At 64.1% G+C, this 17157-nt stretch carries 18 protein-coding genes; 3 read left to right on the forward strand and 15 right to left on the reverse strand.

Annotation, left to right across the window (positions count from 1 at the left end; genetic code table 11):
• Nucleotide 1: 1 nt before the first annotated feature.
• Complete coding sequence (locus J4G43_RS29455; RefSeq protein ID WP_208087121.1) at nt 2–871, reverse strand: VOC family protein; 870 nt, start codon at nt 869–871, stop codon at nt 2–4.
• A 130-nt stretch (nt 872–1001) separates the two neighbouring features.
• Between J4G43_RS29455 and J4G43_RS29460 the strand changes: the two genes are divergently transcribed.
• Nucleotides 1002–1628: a LysR family transcriptional regulator gene (locus J4G43_RS29460; protein ID WP_208087122.1), complete on the forward strand. Its 627-nt coding sequence runs from the start codon at nt 1002–1004 to the stop codon at nt 1626–1628.
• A gap of 108 nt (nt 1629–1736) precedes the next feature.
• Here the strand turns inward: J4G43_RS29460 and J4G43_RS29465 are convergent, their stop codons facing one another.
• A complete protein-coding gene (locus J4G43_RS29465; protein WP_167767920.1) occupies nt 1737–2012 on the reverse strand; it encodes a hypothetical protein in 276 nt (91 codons plus the stop codon).
• A gap of 258 nt (nt 2013–2270) precedes the next feature.
• Between J4G43_RS29465 and J4G43_RS29470 the strand changes: the two genes are divergently transcribed.
• Nucleotides 2271–2777, forward strand: a complete 507-nt coding sequence (locus tag J4G43_RS29470; RefSeq protein ID WP_135217340.1) for a methyltransferase family protein — start codon at nt 2271–2273, stop codon at nt 2775–2777.
• Nucleotides 2778–3835: 1058 nt separating this feature from the next.
• Here J4G43_RS29470 and J4G43_RS29475 read toward each other — a convergent pair.
• The 6 genes from J4G43_RS29475 to J4G43_RS29500 all read right to left on the reverse strand — a co-directional run bounded on the left by J4G43_RS29475 (nt 3836) and on the right by J4G43_RS29500 (nt 9597).
• On the reverse strand, nt 3836–4054 hold the full coding sequence (locus tag J4G43_RS29475) for a hypothetical protein (RefSeq protein WP_063982993.1): 219 nt from the start codon (nt 4052–4054) through the stop codon (nt 3836–3838).
• Nucleotides 4055–4255: 201 nt separating this feature from the next.
• Entirely contained in the window at nt 4256–5308 is a 1053-nt protein-coding gene (locus tag J4G43_RS29480; RefSeq protein ID WP_208087123.1) for an ABC transporter ATP-binding protein, read from the reverse strand.
• Nucleotides 5301–6281, reverse strand: coding sequence for an ABC transporter ATP-binding protein (locus tag J4G43_RS29485; RefSeq protein WP_208087124.1), 981 nt, complete (start codon nt 6279–6281; stop codon nt 5301–5303). Before J4G43_RS29485 ends, J4G43_RS29480 begins: the two co-directional genes overlap by 8 nt.
• On the reverse strand, nt 6278–7027 hold the full coding sequence (locus J4G43_RS29490; RefSeq protein WP_208087125.1) for an ABC transporter permease: 750 nt from the start codon (nt 7025–7027) through the stop codon (nt 6278–6280). Before J4G43_RS29490 ends, J4G43_RS29485 begins: the two co-directional genes overlap by 4 nt.
• Nucleotides 7024–7947: an ABC transporter permease gene (locus tag J4G43_RS29495; protein WP_063982990.1), complete on the reverse strand. Its 924-nt coding sequence runs from the start codon at nt 7945–7947 to the stop codon at nt 7024–7026. Before J4G43_RS29495 ends, J4G43_RS29490 begins: the two co-directional genes overlap by 4 nt.
• A gap of 60 nt (nt 7948–8007) precedes the next feature.
• Nucleotides 8008–9597 carry an ABC transporter substrate-binding protein gene (locus J4G43_RS29500; RefSeq protein ID WP_208087126.1) on the reverse strand — a complete coding sequence of 530 codons (1590 nt, stop codon included), beginning with the start codon at nt 9595–9597 and terminating at the stop codon, nt 8008–8010.
• 256 nt (nt 9598–9853) lie between these two features.
• On the opposite strand from J4G43_RS29500, the gene J4G43_RS29505 reads away from it, so the two are divergent.
• Nucleotides 9854–10729 (forward strand): hypothetical protein, encoded by an 876-nt coding sequence (locus J4G43_RS29505; protein WP_208087127.1) that lies wholly within the window; start codon nt 9854–9856, stop codon nt 10727–10729.
• A gap of 13 nt (nt 10730–10742) precedes the next feature.
• Here the strand turns inward: J4G43_RS29505 and mtnK are convergent, their stop codons facing one another.
• From mtnK to nuoN, 7 genes are all read right to left on the reverse strand, one after another.
• Nucleotides 10743–12029, reverse strand: a complete 1287-nt coding sequence (gene mtnK / locus J4G43_RS29510; RefSeq protein ID WP_208087128.1) for an S-methyl-5-thioribose kinase — start codon at nt 12027–12029, stop codon at nt 10743–10745.
• A gap of 89 nt (nt 12030–12118) precedes the next feature.
• Nucleotides 12119–12466 (reverse strand): hypothetical protein, encoded by a 348-nt coding sequence (locus J4G43_RS29515; RefSeq protein ID WP_135216790.1) that lies wholly within the window; start codon nt 12464–12466, stop codon nt 12119–12121.
• Between the two features lie 36 nt (nt 12467–12502).
• Entirely contained in the window at nt 12503–12778 is a 276-nt protein-coding gene (locus J4G43_RS29520; RefSeq protein ID WP_038943027.1) for a DUF1467 family protein, read from the reverse strand.
• Nucleotides 12779–12789: 11 nt separating this feature from the next.
• Nucleotides 12790–13194: a methylmalonyl-CoA epimerase gene (mce, locus tag J4G43_RS29525; RefSeq protein WP_028149063.1), complete on the reverse strand. Its 405-nt coding sequence runs from the start codon at nt 13192–13194 to the stop codon at nt 12790–12792.
• A gap of 41 nt (nt 13195–13235) precedes the next feature.
• Nucleotides 13236–14906 carry a ribonuclease J gene (locus J4G43_RS29530; protein WP_135216789.1) on the reverse strand — a complete coding sequence of 557 codons (1671 nt, stop codon included), beginning with the start codon at nt 14904–14906 and terminating at the stop codon, nt 13236–13238.
• On the reverse strand, nt 14906–15712 hold the full coding sequence (locus tag J4G43_RS29535; RefSeq protein WP_208087129.1) for a biotin--[acetyl-CoA-carboxylase] ligase: 807 nt from the start codon (nt 15710–15712) through the stop codon (nt 14906–14908). Before J4G43_RS29535 ends, J4G43_RS29530 begins: the two co-directional genes overlap by 1 nt.
• 1 nt (nt 15713) lies before the next feature.
• Nucleotides 15714–17150, reverse strand: coding sequence for an NADH-quinone oxidoreductase subunit NuoN (gene nuoN / locus J4G43_RS29540; RefSeq protein ID WP_085400356.1), 1437 nt, complete (start codon nt 17148–17150; stop codon nt 15714–15716).
• Nucleotides 17151–17157: the final 7 nt, after the last annotated feature.

Consider the following 17157-nt stretch of genomic DNA (forward strand, 5'->3'; position numbering starts at 1 on the left):
GTCAGTTTGCCTCCTGTTCGACGAATTCGAGCGCCAGACCATGCGCGGTGGCGGGTGGCACCAACAGCACGGCACCGGTCATCGCGAAGCCGACGCCGTTGTGTTTCAGTGTTCGCCCTGTCGCATCCAGATCAGCGACCGCCAGACGCGCCGCGCAAAAGCGCGGCGAAGCGCTGTTCGCGAGGCCCGGTAGCCGACGCGCCAGTTCGGACGGGCCGAGCAAGGTGATCTGATTGCCGCGCTCACCAATCGTCAGCCGCCCGGGCGCAAGCTCGGCCGCGCTTTCCGTGAGGCGCTCGAGGAAATCTCGATGCGCCACCGGCTCCGCCGCCGACATCACTACCTCGACCACGCGGAGGGCGCCGTTGGGATGACGCTGATACTGCGCCTTCCAGAACAGTTCCGGCGGGTGACGCTGCTGGCAGGTGAAGAACGCGATCCCGGGCATGGCGGGATCGGTGGCAAAGGCTAGCGAAAACGCGACGCGCGCCGTGCCTCCGCCCGGGAGCACCGCGTCGCGGCCGAAATCGAACGGCGCATAATCGCCGATGCGGTCGGCCCTGAAACGCGCGGCATCGGCGTGGGCGTCGGTGCTGTGCAAGACCAGCATCGACATCCCCTCGGCGGTCTCAAGAAAATCGCGGTTGTAGGCCGCGAAGCTGAAATGGCCCGGCGTGGCTGGCGGCACCAACGCATTGTCGGTGACGGCCAGCAACTCCAGAAAATTGTCGGCGAACTGCGCCAGGCGGTTGCTGGTTCCGAACGGATGCACACCGGTCGGCGTGAGGTTGAAGCCAAGCCGCTGCCAATCCAGCGCAGCCTGTTCCAGATCGCGGACGCAAATGACGAGATGATCTAAACGACGGGGCATTGGGGGTCTCCGGATTGCGGGCCGACCGTATCCGGCGACATCACTGCTTCGCAAAGCATTGTTGCTGCGGTTCAGCGCAAGAAAATCTATTGCAAGGCCAAGGCCCATCGGTGTCAAACTGCGAGCCGCGATGACCTACGCCCTTCCCCCGCTCAACGCGCTCCGCGCTTTTGAGGCCGCCGCCCGGCATCTCAGCTTCAAGTTGGCCGCGCACGAGCTGCACGTGACACCTGCCGCCGTGGGACAGCAGGTGAAGGCGCTGGAGGCACGCCTCGGCGTGCAGCTGTTCGAGCGGCTGCATAAGCAGCTCATTCTCACCGCGGCCGGTCAGGCCTATCTGCCCGGGGTCTCCGAAGGTTTTCGTCACATTGCGGAGGCGACCTCGCAATTGAAGCCGGCGGGCGCGGTGCTGCTGCAGTTGGGGGTCCATGGCAGCTTCGACCTGCGCCGGCTCGAATTGGCGGAGTTTCGCAGCGCCCATGCGGAGATCGGTTTGCGGGTGCTGCAGCCGGCCGGCCTGCACGAATTGGTCGAGGGCAAGGTCGACCTGCTGATCGCCCGCGGTCTCGGCCGCCATCCGGGCTATCGCTGCGACCGGGTCAATGAGGGATCAGGCCTCGGTGATTGGCTGATCGCGCCTGAAGGCACCGCGGATTGCCCCGAGATCGTCAGCTTCCGCGACTGGCTGCGCGCCCTGCCAGCCGAGAACCCGCTCGCAAACCGCCGCCCGCGTCTGGTCGGCATCAGCGGAAGCTAAGGCGACCGTGAGGCATGGCTTGAGCCCTCGCCGCCAGGACGTTTGAGACGTCGGGCAAAACACCGGCACAAGTCCATCATGGCGCTGGTCCCGTAGAGACCACCGAGCTCACGGCAGCGGTTCGACCTTCGCCGCCATATCGGGAACCCGCGTGATCTTATACATGGCGTTGCTGCATCTAAGAACCCAAACGTCGCGATCAGGTCGAGACGCCTTCGTGTTCTTCTTTGCGCCGAGTGGCTTTTCGCAAGTGAAGCCTTGCGTGCGTATCTGGGCCGCAAGCATTCCCTGAACGGTTTCGGCCGGAATCTGCTGCGCCCGCACTTGCGGAGCAAATAGAATAAAAACGAAGGCAAGTAGTAATGATCCAGATGCTCTGTGCATGATTTCAACCCTTGAAGCAGCCGCCCCGCAAGTTCGAACATCGCACTATAGCAGAAACACCGGTGTTGTCCGCGCCGGGCCTTCCGCGCCGTAGCGCGCTAGCTGCACTCATTGTCAGGACAACGAGCGCGGATTGGTGGCAATTTGCCCGAAAGCAGACCTATTGTGCTCAGTTCAAGCTTTGTCGTTCATGACCCAAGGCGGACCTGACGCGCTCCCGGTGCGGTGTGTTAAAATAGCAGGGAACGGATCGTGTCTATGCCAAGAACTGCTGCTGTCATCGGCACCGCCATCTTCTTCGTGTTCGCGCCCTGCGTGGTGGCTGGGGTGGTCCCGTGGTGGATTTCACGCTGGGAGTTCAGGTTGCCGTTTCTCGGCGTCGAGCTCACGCGCTTCGTCGGCGCCGCGCTAATTCTTGCCGGCTTAGCCGGGCTCGTGGATTCATTCGCGCGTTTCGCACTGCAGGGGCTCGGCACGCCGGCGCCGATCGCCCCGACCCAACATCTCGTCGTTACCGGCCTCTATCGCTATGTGCGCAATCCAATCTATGTGGCGGTCGCCGCCGTCATTTTCGGCCAGGCGCTCCTGTTCGGCGATTGGGGGCTGTTCGCCTACGGCGCAGTCGTCTGGCTCGCCTTCCACCTTTTTGTCGTGGGCTACGAAGAGCCGACGCTAAAAAGGTCATTCGGCGCGGAATACGAAGCGTTCTGCATCAATGTGCCGCGTTGGATCCCGCGCCTAACTGCGTGGCGAGGCGGTCGGTAGCTGCCGTAGCGCATGACCTCGGCGCTGATTTTTGATGAGCTTCTCGAAGGCTCCTCAACAAAGCTTGTCTGCAATTGGGCCCATCAGCGAAGTGACGGCACGCCTCATTGAGGTCCGATCAATAGGGCATAGCGGACTGAATTTGCTCAGGTTGAGTTTTTCGTAGTTTGACCCAGAGCGGTCATCAGCCGCCGTATTCGGGCGAAGTTGATATAGATCAACCTTGATGATGTGCATAGTCGATACCGCAAAATGTTGCTTGCAGTCTCTTCGGTAGGAATGAGCCGCAAAGGATAGTCAGTCGTTCAATCATTGACACATAAGGAGACGCGCAAATGAGGAAGCTTGCTTCGGTAGGACTGATCGCCGCGGCCATGTTCGCTAATCCGGCCATGGCCGCGTGGTACGACCAAAACGGCGCAGCCGTCCATCCGTCCCGCGTCGTTCACTGCATCCGGGCTCCAGACGTTGGCAGTTTTGCCGGAGGGCCGTTCAATAAGCCTCCCTGCGAACCGGCAAGCTGGCGTAGGTCGGCGTGGCGCGACAAAAGCGGTGCAGTCGTCCCTACCTCCAACGTCGTTCACTGTGTCCGGGCTCCAGACGTTGGCAATTATGCCGGAGGTCCGTTTAATAAGCCTCCCTGCGAACCGGCAACCTGGCGCTGAGGCGAGCGGCAAGATGCCGCCAACGTTCCCTGCGAAGCGAACGTTCAATGTCGGGACGGTTCGTTGACGCTGCGCGCTGGTGCCAAAATCACCGAGCGTAGACAAGTAGACAAAGAGAGCAACTGGCTGCCTGCGAGTGGCCAGTTCTCGCTTTACATCCGCGTCTACTGGGCGGGAGCAACATCCTCGATGGTCAATGGAGACCGCCGTTTGTCAAGCGAATACAATCGAGCAGTTAACTACGGCGTCCGCGACGCGGTTCCGGGATGCGAACGGACGATATATCGAACGTCGGTTGTTGGCCCTTAACGGACCTATGGACGCTGTCGTGGATTTGTCTGCTGCTGACCCAGCTGAGACATCGGCGCGGGGCTTCTGTCCCGCGTTTTGTGTTTAGGACCACGGCGGCTCTTCGCTCTTCCCGACCGCCTCGTGGTGGGTCGTGACACCCGCCGAACGCAAGCCGGTTAGCAATACGGTTCTCACAGAGGCCGGATCGAATCCAATATCTTTGGCGTTTGGTGGATGTGCTTCGCTGCCCTTCAACCGGAGCGCCAAGTGCAATTGCTCGCAAAGGTGCTGAACGACGAGATTGACCTGATCGTCAGTCATGATCTGCCTTTCCTGCTTGCTACCCAACCATGTAGCACACATGAAAATAGGGCGGTACGCGATTGGACCGCGCCAAGGATCAACCCCACGCGATGGCCCATGGGCGGATCCCAAAAATCGTCCGCCTGTCAGGACAGACCGGACGTGACTAGCGGGCCGCTGGAGCGACGCTTTTGACCGCGACGGACGCGCCTTCCATCCTTAGGGATGCCCGCCCTCGGTCGAAGCCAATTGCGTCTGCCCAGCAATCTCGTCAGCCCGCCAGCACCTCACCTCATGTCCATCGGCGCGCGTTTCCAGCACCGGACCGGGCTCGTGGCGACACACGGCCTCCGCGTACCGGCAACGCGGGCTGAAGGCGCATCCGTTCGGCGGATTGAGCGGGTTGGGAAGGTCGCCCCCTGTCGTCGCCAACGGTGCATGGTGCAGCGGATCGGGGATGGCCGCGATCAGGGCTTGCGTGTAGGGGTGCGCCGGGCGCTCAAAAATTTCGCGCCAGTGGCCGTTCTCGACGATGCGGCCGAGATACATGACGGCGACGCGGTCGCTCATGTGCTCGACGACGCCGAGGTCGTGGCTGATCATGATGTAGGAAAGACCGAGCGTGTCCTTCAATTCCAGCAGCAAATTGATGATCTGGGCGCGGATCGAGACGTCGAGCGCCGACACCGGCTCGTCGCAGATGACGATCCTGGGATTGAGGATCAGGGCGCGCGCAATCCCGATGCGCTGGCGCTGGCCGCCGGAGAATTCATGCGGATAGCGGTCGGCCTGTTCCGGCCGCAGGCCGACATGCCGCAGCATCGTCGCAACACGGTCCTCGATCTCACTTTTTGCGGTCACGCCATGCACACGCAGGGGATCTTCCAGCGTGCGGCGGACGGTCTGGCGGGGATTGAGCGAGGCGTAGGGATCCTGAAAAACGATCTGCACGGTGCGGGCCAGCGACTTTCGGTCGCCGGATTGCCTGTTGGTCACCACCTGCCCGTCCAGCACGATGCGGCCGCGCGTCGGCGTCAACAGACCCAGGATCGACAATGCGACGGTCGACTTGCCCGAGCCGGACTCGCCGACAAGGCCGAGGCATTCGCCTCGTCTCAGCCTGAGATCGACGCCGTCGACGGCACGGAGCACCCGCCGGCCGCGGCCGAGCCAGCCGCCCCCCATCGGAAAATGAACCGCGAGATCCTCGATGCTGAGAATGAGGTCGTCGTCCGGCCTCGCTTCCCCCTGCATGGCTTGCGGCTCATGCATGGTGGTAACACCGGACGAAACCGCCGGCCTCCAGCAAATCCGTCTGCGGCGCAACCGTGCGGCAGATCTCGGTGGCCTGCGTACAGCGCGGATTGAACCGGCAGCCATCCGGGAAATTCGTGATGGCTGGAACCACGCCCGCGATCTCCTTAAGCCTGGTGCGGCCAAGCGCGGCCCGACTGCCCAGCCGCGGCAGCGAGGCGACCAGGCCCTGCGTATAGGGATGCGAAGGCGCCCGGAAAATATCGGCAGAGCCGCGCTCCTCGACGATGCGGCCGGCATACATGACGGCGACACGGCGGCAGACATTGGCGACGAGGCCGAGATCGTGGCTGATCATCAGGATCGCCGTCCCCCTCTCGGCGCACAGATTGCGCATCAGCTCGATGATTTCCGCCTGCACCGTCACGTCGAGCGCGGTGGTCGGTTCGTCGGCGATCAGGAGGTCCGGACCGCATGCGAGGGCGATGGCGATCATGACGCGCTGACGCATGCCGCCGGACAGCTGGTGCGGGTAATCGTTGACGCGTCGCTCGGGTGCGGGGACGCGGACGCTCGCCAGCGCCTCGACCGCAAGCTGGTTGGCTTCCCGCCAGCTCTTGCCCTTGTGCAGCACGAACATCTCGGCGATCTGCCGGCCCACCGGCGAGACCGGGTTCAGCGCCGTCATCGGCTCCTGGAAGATCATGGCGATGCGATTGCCGCGCAGCTCCCGCTGCCTGGCCGCGGAAAGGTGCTGGATCTCCCGTCCCTCAAACCGGATGACGCCGCCGCCGATCGACAGCGGCTGCCGCAACAGGCCGATCAAGGCGAGCGCCGTGATGCTCTTGCCGCAGCCGGATTCGCCGACAAGGCCGAACGTCTCGCCGCGATCAATGCGAAATGAAATGCCCTCGGCCGCCGCAACGCGCCTCGATCCATCGTCGAGATCGATGCGCAGATCCTCGACTTCGATCAGCGGCGCGCCGGTCATGTCCGCCGGCTCCGCGATTGTGGATCGAGAATGTCGCGCAGGCCATCGCCGAGCAGGTTGAGGCCAAGCACCGTCAGGAAGATGGCAAGGCCAGGAAACACCGAGAGCCACGGCGCCGTCGTGATCTGGTCGCGGGCGTCCGACAACATGCTGCCCCAGCTCGGAAACGGCGGACGGACGCCGAGGCCGAGCATGTTCGGCAGCAGCTGCGTGATCATGATCCGCAGATCGCCGTAGCCGAGCACGGTTGCCGCCTGGACATAGCCCTGGCTCCGGAGCGACAGCGCCGACGCGCGGGCGATCCGGCACGTGAAGGACCAGTTGGTCAGGCCGAGCGCGATCAGCAGGCTGGTGAGGCCGGGGCCAAGCACCGCCATGATCGCGAGCGCGAAGATCAGCGAGGGGATCGCGAGCATCAGATTGGTCAGGCCGTTGACGAAATCGTCCCACCAGCCGCCCCAATAGCCCGCGCTCAAGCCCAGCGCGACGCCGATGACGCTGTTGATGAGCTGCGAGACGATGCCGACGGTCAGCGAGACGCGGGCGCCGTAGACGACGCGGGAATAGATGTCGCGGCCCTGGTCGTCGGTGCCGAACCACCAGGTCCAGCTCGGAGGCTCCTCCGCGTTCATGAGGTTGGCGTCCAGGACGGGATCGGTGTGCGCCAGCCAGGGCGCGAGCAGGCCGACCAGGATCGCGAGCGCGAACAGCGCGCCACCGATGATGAGATTGGCGCGGAGCTTCATGCGTATCTGATCCTGGGATCGATCACGCCGTAGAGCACGTCGATCAGCAGATTGATCGCGAGAAAGGCCAGCACCACCACGAGAATGGAGCCCTGGACGGCGGGAATGTCGCGCTGGAGCACGCTGTCGACGAGCAGCGAACCGATGCCCGGCCAGGAGAACAGTTTCTCGACCACGACCGCCTGCCCCATCAACCCGCCGAACTGAAGGCCGACAGTGGTGAGAATGATGACGAGCGCGTTGCGCATCACGTGCCACTTCACCACACGCGTCTCGCTCATGCCCTTCGAGCGCGCGGTGCGGACGAAATCAGCGGTCATGATCTCGAGGACCGCGGCGCGCGTCGTGCGGGCAAATAGCGCCATCGGCGAGACGCCGAGCGTCACGGCCGGCAGAAGCAGATATTTCAGCCCTCCATCGCCATAGCCGAAGCTCGGCAGCCAGCCGAGCTTCAACGCAAACAGATACATCAGCACCAATCCGAGCCAGAATTTGGCAATGGAAAGGCCCGACACCGCCAGCACCATGGCGAGCGTATCGACGATGCCCCCGGGTTTCAGCGCTGCGATGAAACCAAGGGGAACACCGATCAAAATCGCAAACGTCATGGCCGTGAAGATGAGCTGCAGCGTCGGCCAGGCCCGTTTGGCGATCATGGTCGTGACAGGCTCGCGGGTCCGGAACGAGGTGCCGAAGTCACCGGTCGCGAGCTTGGCGATGTAGGCGCCGAAACGCCAATAGAGGGGATCGTCGAGGCCGAGCTGCTTCTTCATGCGCAGCTCGACCTGGGGATCGCTGTCGTCGCTCATGGATGAGACGATGCTGCCGGGAACGACGCTGAACAGCACGAACACCAGCAGCACGACGGCGAGCACGGTCGGAATGGTTTGCAGCAGACGGCGGAGCAGGAACGAGAGCATCCAGGCTTTTCCTCTCTCCCCCCACCGCTCGTCGCGATGGAGGGAGCGCGAGAGCGCGTGTCACTTCGCGGGCGAGGTCTCGTCGACCCAGAGGTCTTCGACGTTCTGATGGGTCAGCTCCGTCGCATTGAGCTGAACGCCCTTGAGCCACGGCTGCACCGCCATGACCGCCTTGTTGTAGTTGAAGAACCAGACCGGCGCTTCCTCATAGAGCAGCGCATTGGCCTTCTGCAGCAGCTCGGTGCGCTTTGCGGGATCGTCGGTCTGCCCTGCCGCATCGATCAGCTTGTCGAAATCGGCATTCTTGTAGTTCATGTAGTTGCAGGCCGGCTGCGGCGTCGAGGAGTGGAAGCATTTGAGCGCGGCCTGGGGATCCGGGCCGGTCGCCTGGGAATAGATGAAGGCCTGATAGTCGCCGCTGCGCACCACCTCGGCCAGCACCGCGGTCTCGACCTGCTTGACCTTCGCCTTGATGCCGACCTTGTCCAGCATCGGGATCACGGCGGAGACGATCGGCAAGCCCCAGCTTTCATTCTGGCTGGTGGTCCATTCGAATTCGAAGCCCTGGGGATAGCCGGCCTCCGCGAGCAGCTGCTTGGCCTTGGCGGGATCGTAGGGGTAAGGCTTCATCGCCTTGTCGTAGGCTGGAGATGTCAACGGCAGCCAGCTGGTGGCGCGATAGGCTTTGCCCTTGACCAGCTTGTTGATGATCAGGTCGGTATCGATCGCGTAATTGATCGCCTGCCGGACGCGCTTGTCGGTGAACGGCTTGAACGAGGGATTCATGCCCATATAGCGCGTGAAGACCTCGGCGACCTCGACGATGGTGCCCTTGAGGTCGGCGTCGGACTGATAGGCGACGTATTGCGCAGGTCCCAGCACCGAGGTGTCGATCTCCTTGTTGCGGAAGGCGACATCGCGCGCTGCGGCCTCGGCCATGATCGACACGATGACCTTGTCGGCGTAGGGCTTGCCGGTCTTGTAGAACCGGTCCCACCGCTCCAGGACGATGCGCGATCCCGGCACGTGCTCGACGAATTTGAACGGCCCGAGACCAATCGGCTTCTGGATGAAGCTCTCCTTGGCGGCCTCGTCGGCGGGATAGATCGAGGTGAGCGCTGTGAAGAAGTAGAATCCTGGATCGACTTTCTCGGTCAGCTTCATCTCGAGGGTGAAGTCGTCGATCTTCTTCAGGCCGGAGATCTCCTTGGCCTGACCCTTCTCGACCGCGGCCGCGCCCTCGATCACCCGGACAAAGCGCGCGCCGGGATAGGCCTTGGTGCCGTCCATGATGCGGTTGTAGGACCAGATGACGTCGTCGGCCGTCATCTTGCGGCCGTTGTGGAAATAGGCGTCGTCGCGCAGCTTGAAGGTGTGAACGAGACCGCCGCCCGAGACCACGTCCTCCTTGGCGAGCTCCAGAACCGGCTTGCCCTCCGCGGAATTCCAGATGTAGAGCGACCGGTGCAGCGCCTTGGCGTAGATCTCGTCCTGGGCGCGCTGTGTGGTGTGAATGTCGAGGCTCGTGAAACTCGAACCGTAGGGCGCCGTCATGCGGATGGTTCCGCCCTTGCGCGGCGCCTGGGCCTCCGCCGAGGTGGCGAGCGCCAGCCCCAAACCAGCGACGATCGCGATCATCCTGAACATCATGTGTCCCCCAACAACGCAGGCATTCCGATCAGGGATTTGATCATTCGTAGCCCGTCGAACGCAAGCTTCGTTTTGATGGCGACGGGTTCCGGAACGCAGCGCTCGCGAGACCCTCGGAGGCCGGATTGCGTCCCAAGCGGTGCAAGCCGCCGATTGACGCGGTGCGTCATCGAACGACCGGGACCAGTGAACATTTTTCGCGATCAACGCGACCAAGCTCAGGATCGTTATCTGAGCCCCAGGGATCGCGGAAAAAATGAATCGCCGAACGCTAGGTATCTTGCTCGCGGGCGGACTGCTCGCCGCCACGGCCGTGCTGGCAAGCCCGGTCGCGGCCAGCCTCGGCCGGTACAGCGAGGCGGACAGCATCCGGTTCAGCTGGAGTCGCACCACCGGCGTGAACGACTATCTTGACGAGACGTGGTGGGCGGTCCGGGGCCATGACACTCCGGATAATTTCGTCGAACGACTGCTCGGCATCCCCGTCAGAGCGGTCGCACGGGGCGCAGGTGCGGGTTTCGAAGCCAGGGTTTCCCAGGGCACCGGTCTGCCACTGCCCGAAAGCTGGAGCATCGCTACGGCGAAGAATTCGCCGTTCATCGCGTCAGTCTACGCCGAGACCCCGCGCGATCTCACGGCTGTGCTCGGCTTCTATCGCGCCGAGCTCGGCAAGCGTGGCTGGATCGAGACGGTGGTCGAACCGGACCGGGCCGTGATCACCTTCACGACGGCCCGTGGACCGGTCCTGGTCCGGCTTTCCCGTCAGGACGACAGGACAATCGCCGAACTTTCGCTGCGCAAGCCGGGTATCGCGAATGCCGGCCTCCTGCCGAGGCCGAGGCAGGCAAAGCTGATGCTCGGCAACAAGTCGGACGAGGCGGCGGTCATCACCGTCGCCGACCAGACCGTCAAGCTGGCGGCGCACGCCGGCGAGAAACTGGCGCACTCCGACTCCGCCGCAGCCGAAATACCGGACAGCCAAAAGATCGATCTGCCGCCCGGCAAGTACAAGGTCACCCTTAAGGTCGAGGGCGGCACGGTCCAGATCCGGGAGTTCGAGGTCGCGGCCAACGAGACCTGGGGTCTGCTGGCCGGCACGGACGGCGTCCTGCTGCCGATGCGCCTTTATTGAAGCGCATCGGCCTCTAGCCGTTCGCAAACTCCGGCTGCCAATCGCGCAGTTTTCGCGCGGCGCCTGTGATGTCAGCAATCGTCCGAAATGCTCCCGTCTCCACCATCATCGCCCGCGCGAGCCGCACGGCGCGGGCCTCGCTGATCGCGCGCTTCTTCGGGTCCTCGATCAGCTCGAAGTCGATGTTGTGGGCCAGGCCGAAGATACGGCGGAGGGTTTTGGCGGCGGCGAAGCCGACGGTGTCGGCGAACAGCCGCTGCATGTAAGCCTGCCGCTCGGCTTCCAGGCATGCGGCGCCCTTCTCGCCGGCGAAGAGCGAGGCCGGATAGGCGTCGCCGGCGCCGCCAGCGCGCCAGAGATCGAGGAACTTGCGGGCGAACTCGTTCCAGACCTTATCGACCGTCTCCAGCACCCAGCTTTCGAACGCCTGCCGTTCACCCGGCGTACGCTCGTGGCCGGCGGAGGCAAAATAGGCCATCAGGAGGTTCGCGAGCACGGCGCCGACGTCGAATCCCATCGGGCCGTAGAACGCGAATTCGGGATCGATCACCCGCGTCTGGCTCTCCGTCACCATGATCGATCCGGTGTGGAGATCGCCGTGGAGCAGCGCCTCGGGGCTTGCCATGAACTTCAGCTTCAGCCGGGAGATCGCGACATGCAGCTCCATGTCATCGCGCAGCTCTGCGGCCAGGCCGTCGAGATAAGGCGCGGTCCACCGGTTCTGCTCGGCAATCCGGTAGGGATCGGTGAAGATCAGATCCTCGGTGATCTTGCACAGCGCGTGGTTGCCGGCAAAGGCGGCGATGCCCTGCTTCTTCTCGGCCGCCGACAGCGCGAGGTCGGAGGTGAAGAACAGGGTGCGCGCCATGAAGGTGGTGATGTCGTCCACGAAACCGGGATATTGCGTTGCGGCGACCATCCCCTTGCGCATGATGATGTGGGGCTCGAGCAGCTCCATTACCGTCAGCGCCAGCGTCTCGTTGTGGTGCAGCAGGGCCGGCACGAGTCCGGGCGCGAGCTGGGCCTGCTTCGACAAGGCGAGATATTCGTAATGGGCCCGCGACAGCGGCAGCGGCCAGCTCTCGCCGACGAGGCGGACATAGGGCAGCGCCTGCTTCACGGCGACGCCGCCGCGCGCGCCCTTGACGATGAAGACGAGATTGAGATTGCCGTCGCCGACCTCGGTGATGCCCCAGGCGGCCGGCTCGCCGCCGATGAGTGCCTTCAGGTCGGGAATGCCCGCGAGATGGTCCCGCAAGGCCGCCTCATGCAGAATCCGGTAGTCCCCCGCGTCGGTCATGACGATCCCACCCCATGATATTTGAGCACGATCTTATCGGAAAACCGCTTCGCATTTTTCCGGATCATGCTCTTGGCATGGCCGGATCGTTACTCCCGCTCCAGGAAGCTCGAGCCGATCTCGGCCTTTCTTTTGATGGGATCGTAATCACAATAGACGCTGTCCGCCACCAGCGTGTAGCTGGCGCTGACGGTGTATTTGTCCAGCTTGACCGAGTTCAGGCCGATCACCGAGGTGCTCTTGCCCCCGTTCCATCGAAACGGCGTCGAGCTCTTGGCCTGCTCGCAGGCCATCACGGCTTCGTTGAAGACAGAGCCCTCGACGAACGCCTTCAGCGTTCGGACCTGCACGGCCATCTTCCACTCGAAATAGCCGATGGCGCCAAGGCCGGCGACGATCAGCACCAGAAGCGCGATGACGATCCGCTGAAAAGTCATTCGTTTCCCCCAAAGCAATATTGTCGGCAAAAACGTCTAGAACGGCATTCCCATCAATTTGGACAAGCGCTCGATCGAAAGATAGCCGGCATGATAGGCGGCGATGCCGATCCCGTAGATGATCGCCGAGATGATCGTGGTCCAGATCAGCTTGCCTCTCATCCGCGTCAGAACCGGTGCGCCGGGGTCGGTGCCGGGCGCGCCGACGCCGTCCTCGTGCTGGCTGCGCACGCCGAACGGCAGCGTCAGGAACAGCGCGATCCACCAGATGACGAAGTAGATCGCAAGCGCGGTCGATATCTGGATGGCCATGATCCGGCGCCCTACGCCTGCTCGATTTCGACCAGCGCCCCGGAAAAGTCCTTCGGGTGCAGGAACAGCACCGGCTTGCCGTGGGCGCCGATCTTCGGCACGCCGTCGCCGAGCACCCGCGCGCCCTCCTTCACCAGCGTATCGCGCGAGGCGATGATGTCGACGACCTCGTAGCAGATATGGTGGATGCCGCCGTCGGCATTGCGCTCGAGGAACTTTGCGATCGGCGAGGCCTCGCCGAGCGGCTCGATGAACTCGATCTTGGTATTGGGCAGCGTCGCGAACACGGTGGTGACGCCATGCTCGGGCAGCGCGACCGCCTCCGAGATCTGCGCCCCGAACGCCGCGCCATAGATCTTCGCGGACTTGACGGCGTCCTTGGTCGCGATCGCGACGTGGTTGAGGCGACCCAGCATGTTTCTTCTCCCTCAGCGCATGATCCGAAGACCATGCTCAACTACACCGTCAGGACGTGTACCAGACAGGGGGGCTTTTTGCCCCAATGTTCGTTGATGACGGCCCGGACAGCGCGTCGCACCGACTCAGCCAGGGCATCCGCATCGCGGCGGCGGGCCTTCGGCAGGCCCTCGATGGTGGAGACCACGGCATCGAAGACGAGGTCGTCGAAGGGCTCGCCGTCCCGGTTCTTCTCGGGAATGCCGACGAGATCGACCTCGGGATCGTCGGCAAGCTCGCCCTGCTCCGTCATCGCGACCGCGACGAAGGCGCAGCCGGAGAAAGCCATGCGGCGGCGCTCGACCACGGCGCGGGACTTGGAGTCCTCCAAGATCGTGCCGTCCTTGTAGATCCGGCCGGAGGGCACCTCGCCGATGATGCCGGGATCACCCGGGCCGAGCTTGATCAGGTCGCCGTTGCGAACGACCAGGACGCGCGGCACGCCGGCGGCGCGCGCGAGCTTGGCATGCTCGTTCAGGTGCAGCGCCTCGCCATGGACGGGGATCAGGAGCTGCGGCTTGGTCCAGGCGATCATGTCGCGCAATTCGTCGCGGCGGGGATGGCCGGAGACGTGGACCAGATGGTCGCGGTCGGTAAGGACCTCGACGCCCTGCAGCACCAGATTGTTGATGATCGAGCCGACGGCCTTCTCGTTGCCCGGGATGGTGCGCGAGGAGAAGATCACGCTGTCGCCGCGGTTGAGCGTGATCTCGGGATGGTCGTCATTGGCGATGCGCGCCAGCGCCGCGCGCGGCTCGCCCTGGCTGCCGGTGCACAGCGCCAGCACCTTGTCCTGCGGAAGATGGCCGTAGACCTCGGGCGAGCGGAAATTCTGCACGCCGTCGAGATAACCGGTCTCGCGCGCGACCTGCACCACGCGCTCCATGGCGCGGCCGACCACGACGACCTCGCGATCGGCAGCCCTGGCCGCGGCGGCGACGGCCTTGATGCGCGCGACGTTGGAGGCGAAGGTCGTCACCGCGACGCGGCCCTTGGCGGCCTTGACCAGATCGATGATGGTTCGCGCGACCTCGGCTTCCGAGGGCGAGCGGCCGTCACGCACGGCGTTGGTGGAATCGCCGATCAGGGCGAGCACGCCCTCCTCGCCGAGTTCGCGCAGCCGCTTCTCGTCGGTCGGGCTCCCGAGCGTCGGGGTCGGGTCGATCTTCCAGTCGCCGGTGTGCAGCACCGTGCCGACGTCAGTGTGGATCGCCAGCGCGTGCGCTTCCGGGATCGAATGCGCGACGGGAATGAACTCGACGTTGAACGGGCCGATATCGACGCGGCCGCCCGACGGCACCACCGTCACGGGGATTTTCGGCGCGTTGCGCTCGGCGGCGCATTTGGCCTCGAACAGCGCCGCGCTGAACTGCGTGGCATAGATCGGGCATTTCAGCTTCGGCCAGAGGTCGATGATGGCGCCAAAATGGTCCTCATGGGCGTGGGTGAGCACTAGGCCCATCAGATTCTTGCGTTCTTTCTCCAGGAAGCTGATGTCGGGCATGATCAGGTCGATGCCCGGCAGATGCTCCTCGTCGCCGAAGGAGACGCCGAGATCGACCGCCAGCCAGGCGCGCTGCTGGCGGTTGCCGAGGCCGTAGATCGACAAATTCATGCCGATCTCGCCGACGCCGCCGAGCGGCGCAAATACCAGTTCGTCAGGCTTCGCCATCACGCAGCTCCCACGGAGGCGGCCGAGCCGAAGAACACCTCGCCGGCCGCCACCGGGAGGCGTCGGCCGTCAACGGTGCGGACGATCAGGCAGCCGGTGTCGTCGATGGTGTCGAAAATGCCTTCCAGCGTCATCGTTCCCGTGTTGATCGCGACCCGTTCGCCGAGGCCGCAGGCGCGCTCCAACCACAGCTTGCGGATCTCCGCAAAGCCGCGGCCATTGTCCCAGATGCCGAGGAACTCGACCCAGGCGTCGGACAGCGCCGAGAACAGCTCTTCCGCGCTGATCTGGACGCCGAGTGCGGCCAGCGACACGGCCGGCGTCGGCGTCCCCTCCGGCGCCGCCACGACGTTGGTGCCGATGCCGACGACGACGGCGAGACGATCGCCGACGGCCTCGGCTTCGAGGCCAATGCCGACCAGCTTCTTGCCGCCCGCGAGGACGTCATTCGGCCATTTCAGGGCGTATCTGGGCCGCTCAGGACCAAGCCGGAGCGCGGCCTCGAGGCTGACCTTCTCCAGGGCAGCCTCTTCCGCAAGCCCCGCCGCAAACCCGATGGTGGCGGCAACCGCAGGCGCAATATCCAGCACCTCGAGGACGCTCGCGGCGAGATTGCCCTTTGGCGCGATCCAGGCGCGCTGGCGCCGGCCACGACCGGCGGTCTGGTCGGAGGTGACGAACCACATCGGGCCGCGTTCGCCGGCCCGCGCGTGCTCGATGGCGTCGGTGTTGGTCGAGCCGGTCCGTTCGAAAGCTGCGAGCTTGTAGCCCGCCGAGAGTGCGCGAGGACCGAGCGCGAACCCCATCCTAAAACAGCGACTTTGCCGCGGCGGAGGCGACGCTCACCACCGGGCCCGCGAACAGCGCGAAGAGGATGTTGAACAGGCCAAAGACAGCCAGCACAGTCTTCACCTCGACGCGCACCGGATCGACCTGACCGGCCGGCTCGTCGAAGTACATCGTCTTGACGATGGTCAGGTAGTAGTAGGCGCCCACGACGCTGGTCAACACGCCGATGACGGCGAGCGTGAACAGGTTCGCCTTGATGGCGGCGACGAAGACGTACCATTTGGCGAAGAAGCCGGCGAGCGGCGGGATTCCGGCGAGCGAAAACAGCAGCATCGCGAACATGAAGGCGAGCAGCGGATTGGTCCGCGACAGACCGGCGAAATCGCTGATCTTCTCGACGGCCTGGCCGTTGCGCTTCATCGCCAGAATGACCGAGAACGAGCCGAGCGTCATCGCCACATAGATCACGATGTACATCAAGACGCCCTGCGCGCCCTCGACGGTGCCGGAGGCGAGGCCGACCAGGGCAAAGCCCATGTGGCCGATCGAGGAATAAGCCATCAGGCGCTTGATGTTGGACTGGCCGATCGCGGCGAAAGAGCCGAGCGCCATCGAGGCGATCGCCACGAACACCAGGATCTGCTGCCACTGCGAGACGATGCCGGGGAACGCGGTCAGCGTAACGCGCGTGAAAACGGCGAGCGCGGCCACCTTCGGCGCCGAGGCGAAGAAGGCGGTGACCGGCGTCGGCGCGCCCTCGTAGACGTCAGGCGTCCACATGTGGAACGGCACGGCCGAGACCTTGAAGCAGAGGCCGGCGAGCAGGAAGACCAGGCCGAACACCAGGCCGATATTCGAGACCGTCGCGGCCGCCGCGATGCCGGTGAAGCTGACCGTGCCGGTGAAGCCGTAGACCAGCGAAGAACCGTAGAGCAGCATGCCCGAGGACAGCGCGCCGAGCACGAAGTACTTCAGGCCGGCTTCGGTCGACTTGGCGTTGTCGCGGTTCGAGGCCGCCACGACATAAAGCGCGAGCGACATCAGCTCGAGGCCGAGATAGAGCGAGATCAAGTCGCCGGCCGAGATCAGCACCATCATGCCGAGCGTCGAGAGCAGCACCAGGATCGCGTATTCGAAGATCCGGCGCGACGGGTCCGACAGGAACTCGGTCGACAGCACCAGCGTCACCGCCGAGCCGATCAGGGCCAGGATCTTCATGAAGCGGGCAAAATCGTCGACGATGAAGCTGCCGCCGAAGGTGACGTGCTTGCCCGCAGGCTGTGCGTAGACGAGCACGCCGACCACGACCAGCAGCAGGACCGAAAGCGTCGTGACGGTCCTGGTGGTCTCCTGACCGCGATAGGCCCCCAGCATCAAGAGTGCCATGGCGCCGACCGCGAGCACAATCTCGGGCAGCACCGGCGCCAGTTGATAACCTGCAGTCTCAAAGCTCATGGCGATA

Source organism: Bradyrhizobium barranii subsp. barranii (genome assembly GCF_017565645.3).
Classification (GTDB): Bacteria; Pseudomonadota; Alphaproteobacteria; order Rhizobiales; family Xanthobacteraceae; genus Bradyrhizobium; species Bradyrhizobium barranii.

What these genes read in the sequence shown, in the direction of transcription:
- J4G43_RS29455 (WP_208087121.1), bottom strand. Translation starts at nt 871, where the DNA reads ATGCCCCGTCGTTTAGATCATCTCGTCATTTGCGTCCGCGATCTGGAA.
- J4G43_RS29500 (WP_208087126.1), bottom strand. Translation starts at nt 9,597, where the DNA reads ATGATGTTCAGGATGATCGCGATCGTCGCTGGTTTGGGGCTGGCGCTC.
- J4G43_RS29515 (WP_135216790.1), bottom strand. Translation starts at nt 12,466, where the DNA reads ATGACTTTTCAGCGGATCGTCATCGCGCTTCTGGTGCTGATCGTCGCC.
- J4G43_RS29485 (WP_208087124.1), bottom strand. Translation starts at nt 6,281, where the DNA reads ATGACCGGCGCGCCGCTGATCGAAGTCGAGGATCTGCGCATCGATCTC.
- J4G43_RS29505 (WP_208087127.1), top strand. Translation starts at nt 9,854, where the DNA reads ATGAATCGCCGAACGCTAGGTATCTTGCTCGCGGGCGGACTGCTCGCC.
- mce (WP_028149063.1), bottom strand. Translation starts at nt 13,194, where the DNA reads ATGCTGGGTCGCCTCAACCACGTCGCGATCGCGACCAAGGACGCCGTC.
- J4G43_RS29460 (WP_208087122.1), top strand. Translation starts at nt 1,002, where the DNA reads ATGACCTACGCCCTTCCCCCGCTCAACGCGCTCCGCGCTTTTGAGGCC.
- J4G43_RS29530 (WP_135216789.1), bottom strand. Translation starts at nt 14,906, where the DNA reads ATGGCGAAGCCTGACGAACTGGTATTTGCGCCGCTCGGCGGCGTCGGC.
- J4G43_RS29490 (WP_208087125.1), bottom strand. Translation starts at nt 7,027, where the DNA reads ATGAAGCTCCGCGCCAATCTCATCATCGGTGGCGCGCTGTTCGCGCTC.
- J4G43_RS29475 (WP_063982993.1), bottom strand. Translation starts at nt 4,054, where the DNA reads ATGACTGACGATCAGGTCAATCTCGTCGTTCAGCACCTTTGCGAGCAA.
- J4G43_RS29470 (WP_135217340.1), top strand. Translation starts at nt 2,271, where the DNA reads ATGCCAAGAACTGCTGCTGTCATCGGCACCGCCATCTTCTTCGTGTTC.
- J4G43_RS29535 (WP_208087129.1), bottom strand. Translation starts at nt 15,712, where the DNA reads ATGGGGTTCGCGCTCGGTCCTCGCGCACTCTCGGCGGGCTACAAGCTC.
- mtnK (WP_208087128.1), bottom strand. Translation starts at nt 12,029, where the DNA reads ATGACCGACGCGGGGGACTACCGGATTCTGCATGAGGCGGCCTTGCGG.
- J4G43_RS29520 (WP_038943027.1), bottom strand. Translation starts at nt 12,778, where the DNA reads ATGGCCATCCAGATATCGACCGCGCTTGCGATCTACTTCGTCATCTGG.
- J4G43_RS29495 (WP_063982990.1), bottom strand. Translation starts at nt 7,947, where the DNA reads ATGCTCTCGTTCCTGCTCCGCCGTCTGCTGCAAACCATTCCGACCGTG.
- J4G43_RS29465 (WP_167767920.1), bottom strand. Translation starts at nt 2,012, where the DNA reads ATGCACAGAGCATCTGGATCATTACTACTTGCCTTCGTTTTTATTCTA.
- J4G43_RS29480 (WP_208087123.1), bottom strand. Translation starts at nt 5,308, where the DNA reads ATGCATGAGCCGCAAGCCATGCAGGGGGAAGCGAGGCCGGACGACGAC.
- nuoN (WP_085400356.1), bottom strand. Translation starts at nt 17,150, where the DNA reads ATGAGCTTTGAGACTGCAGGTTATCAACTGGCGCCGGTGCTGCCCGAG.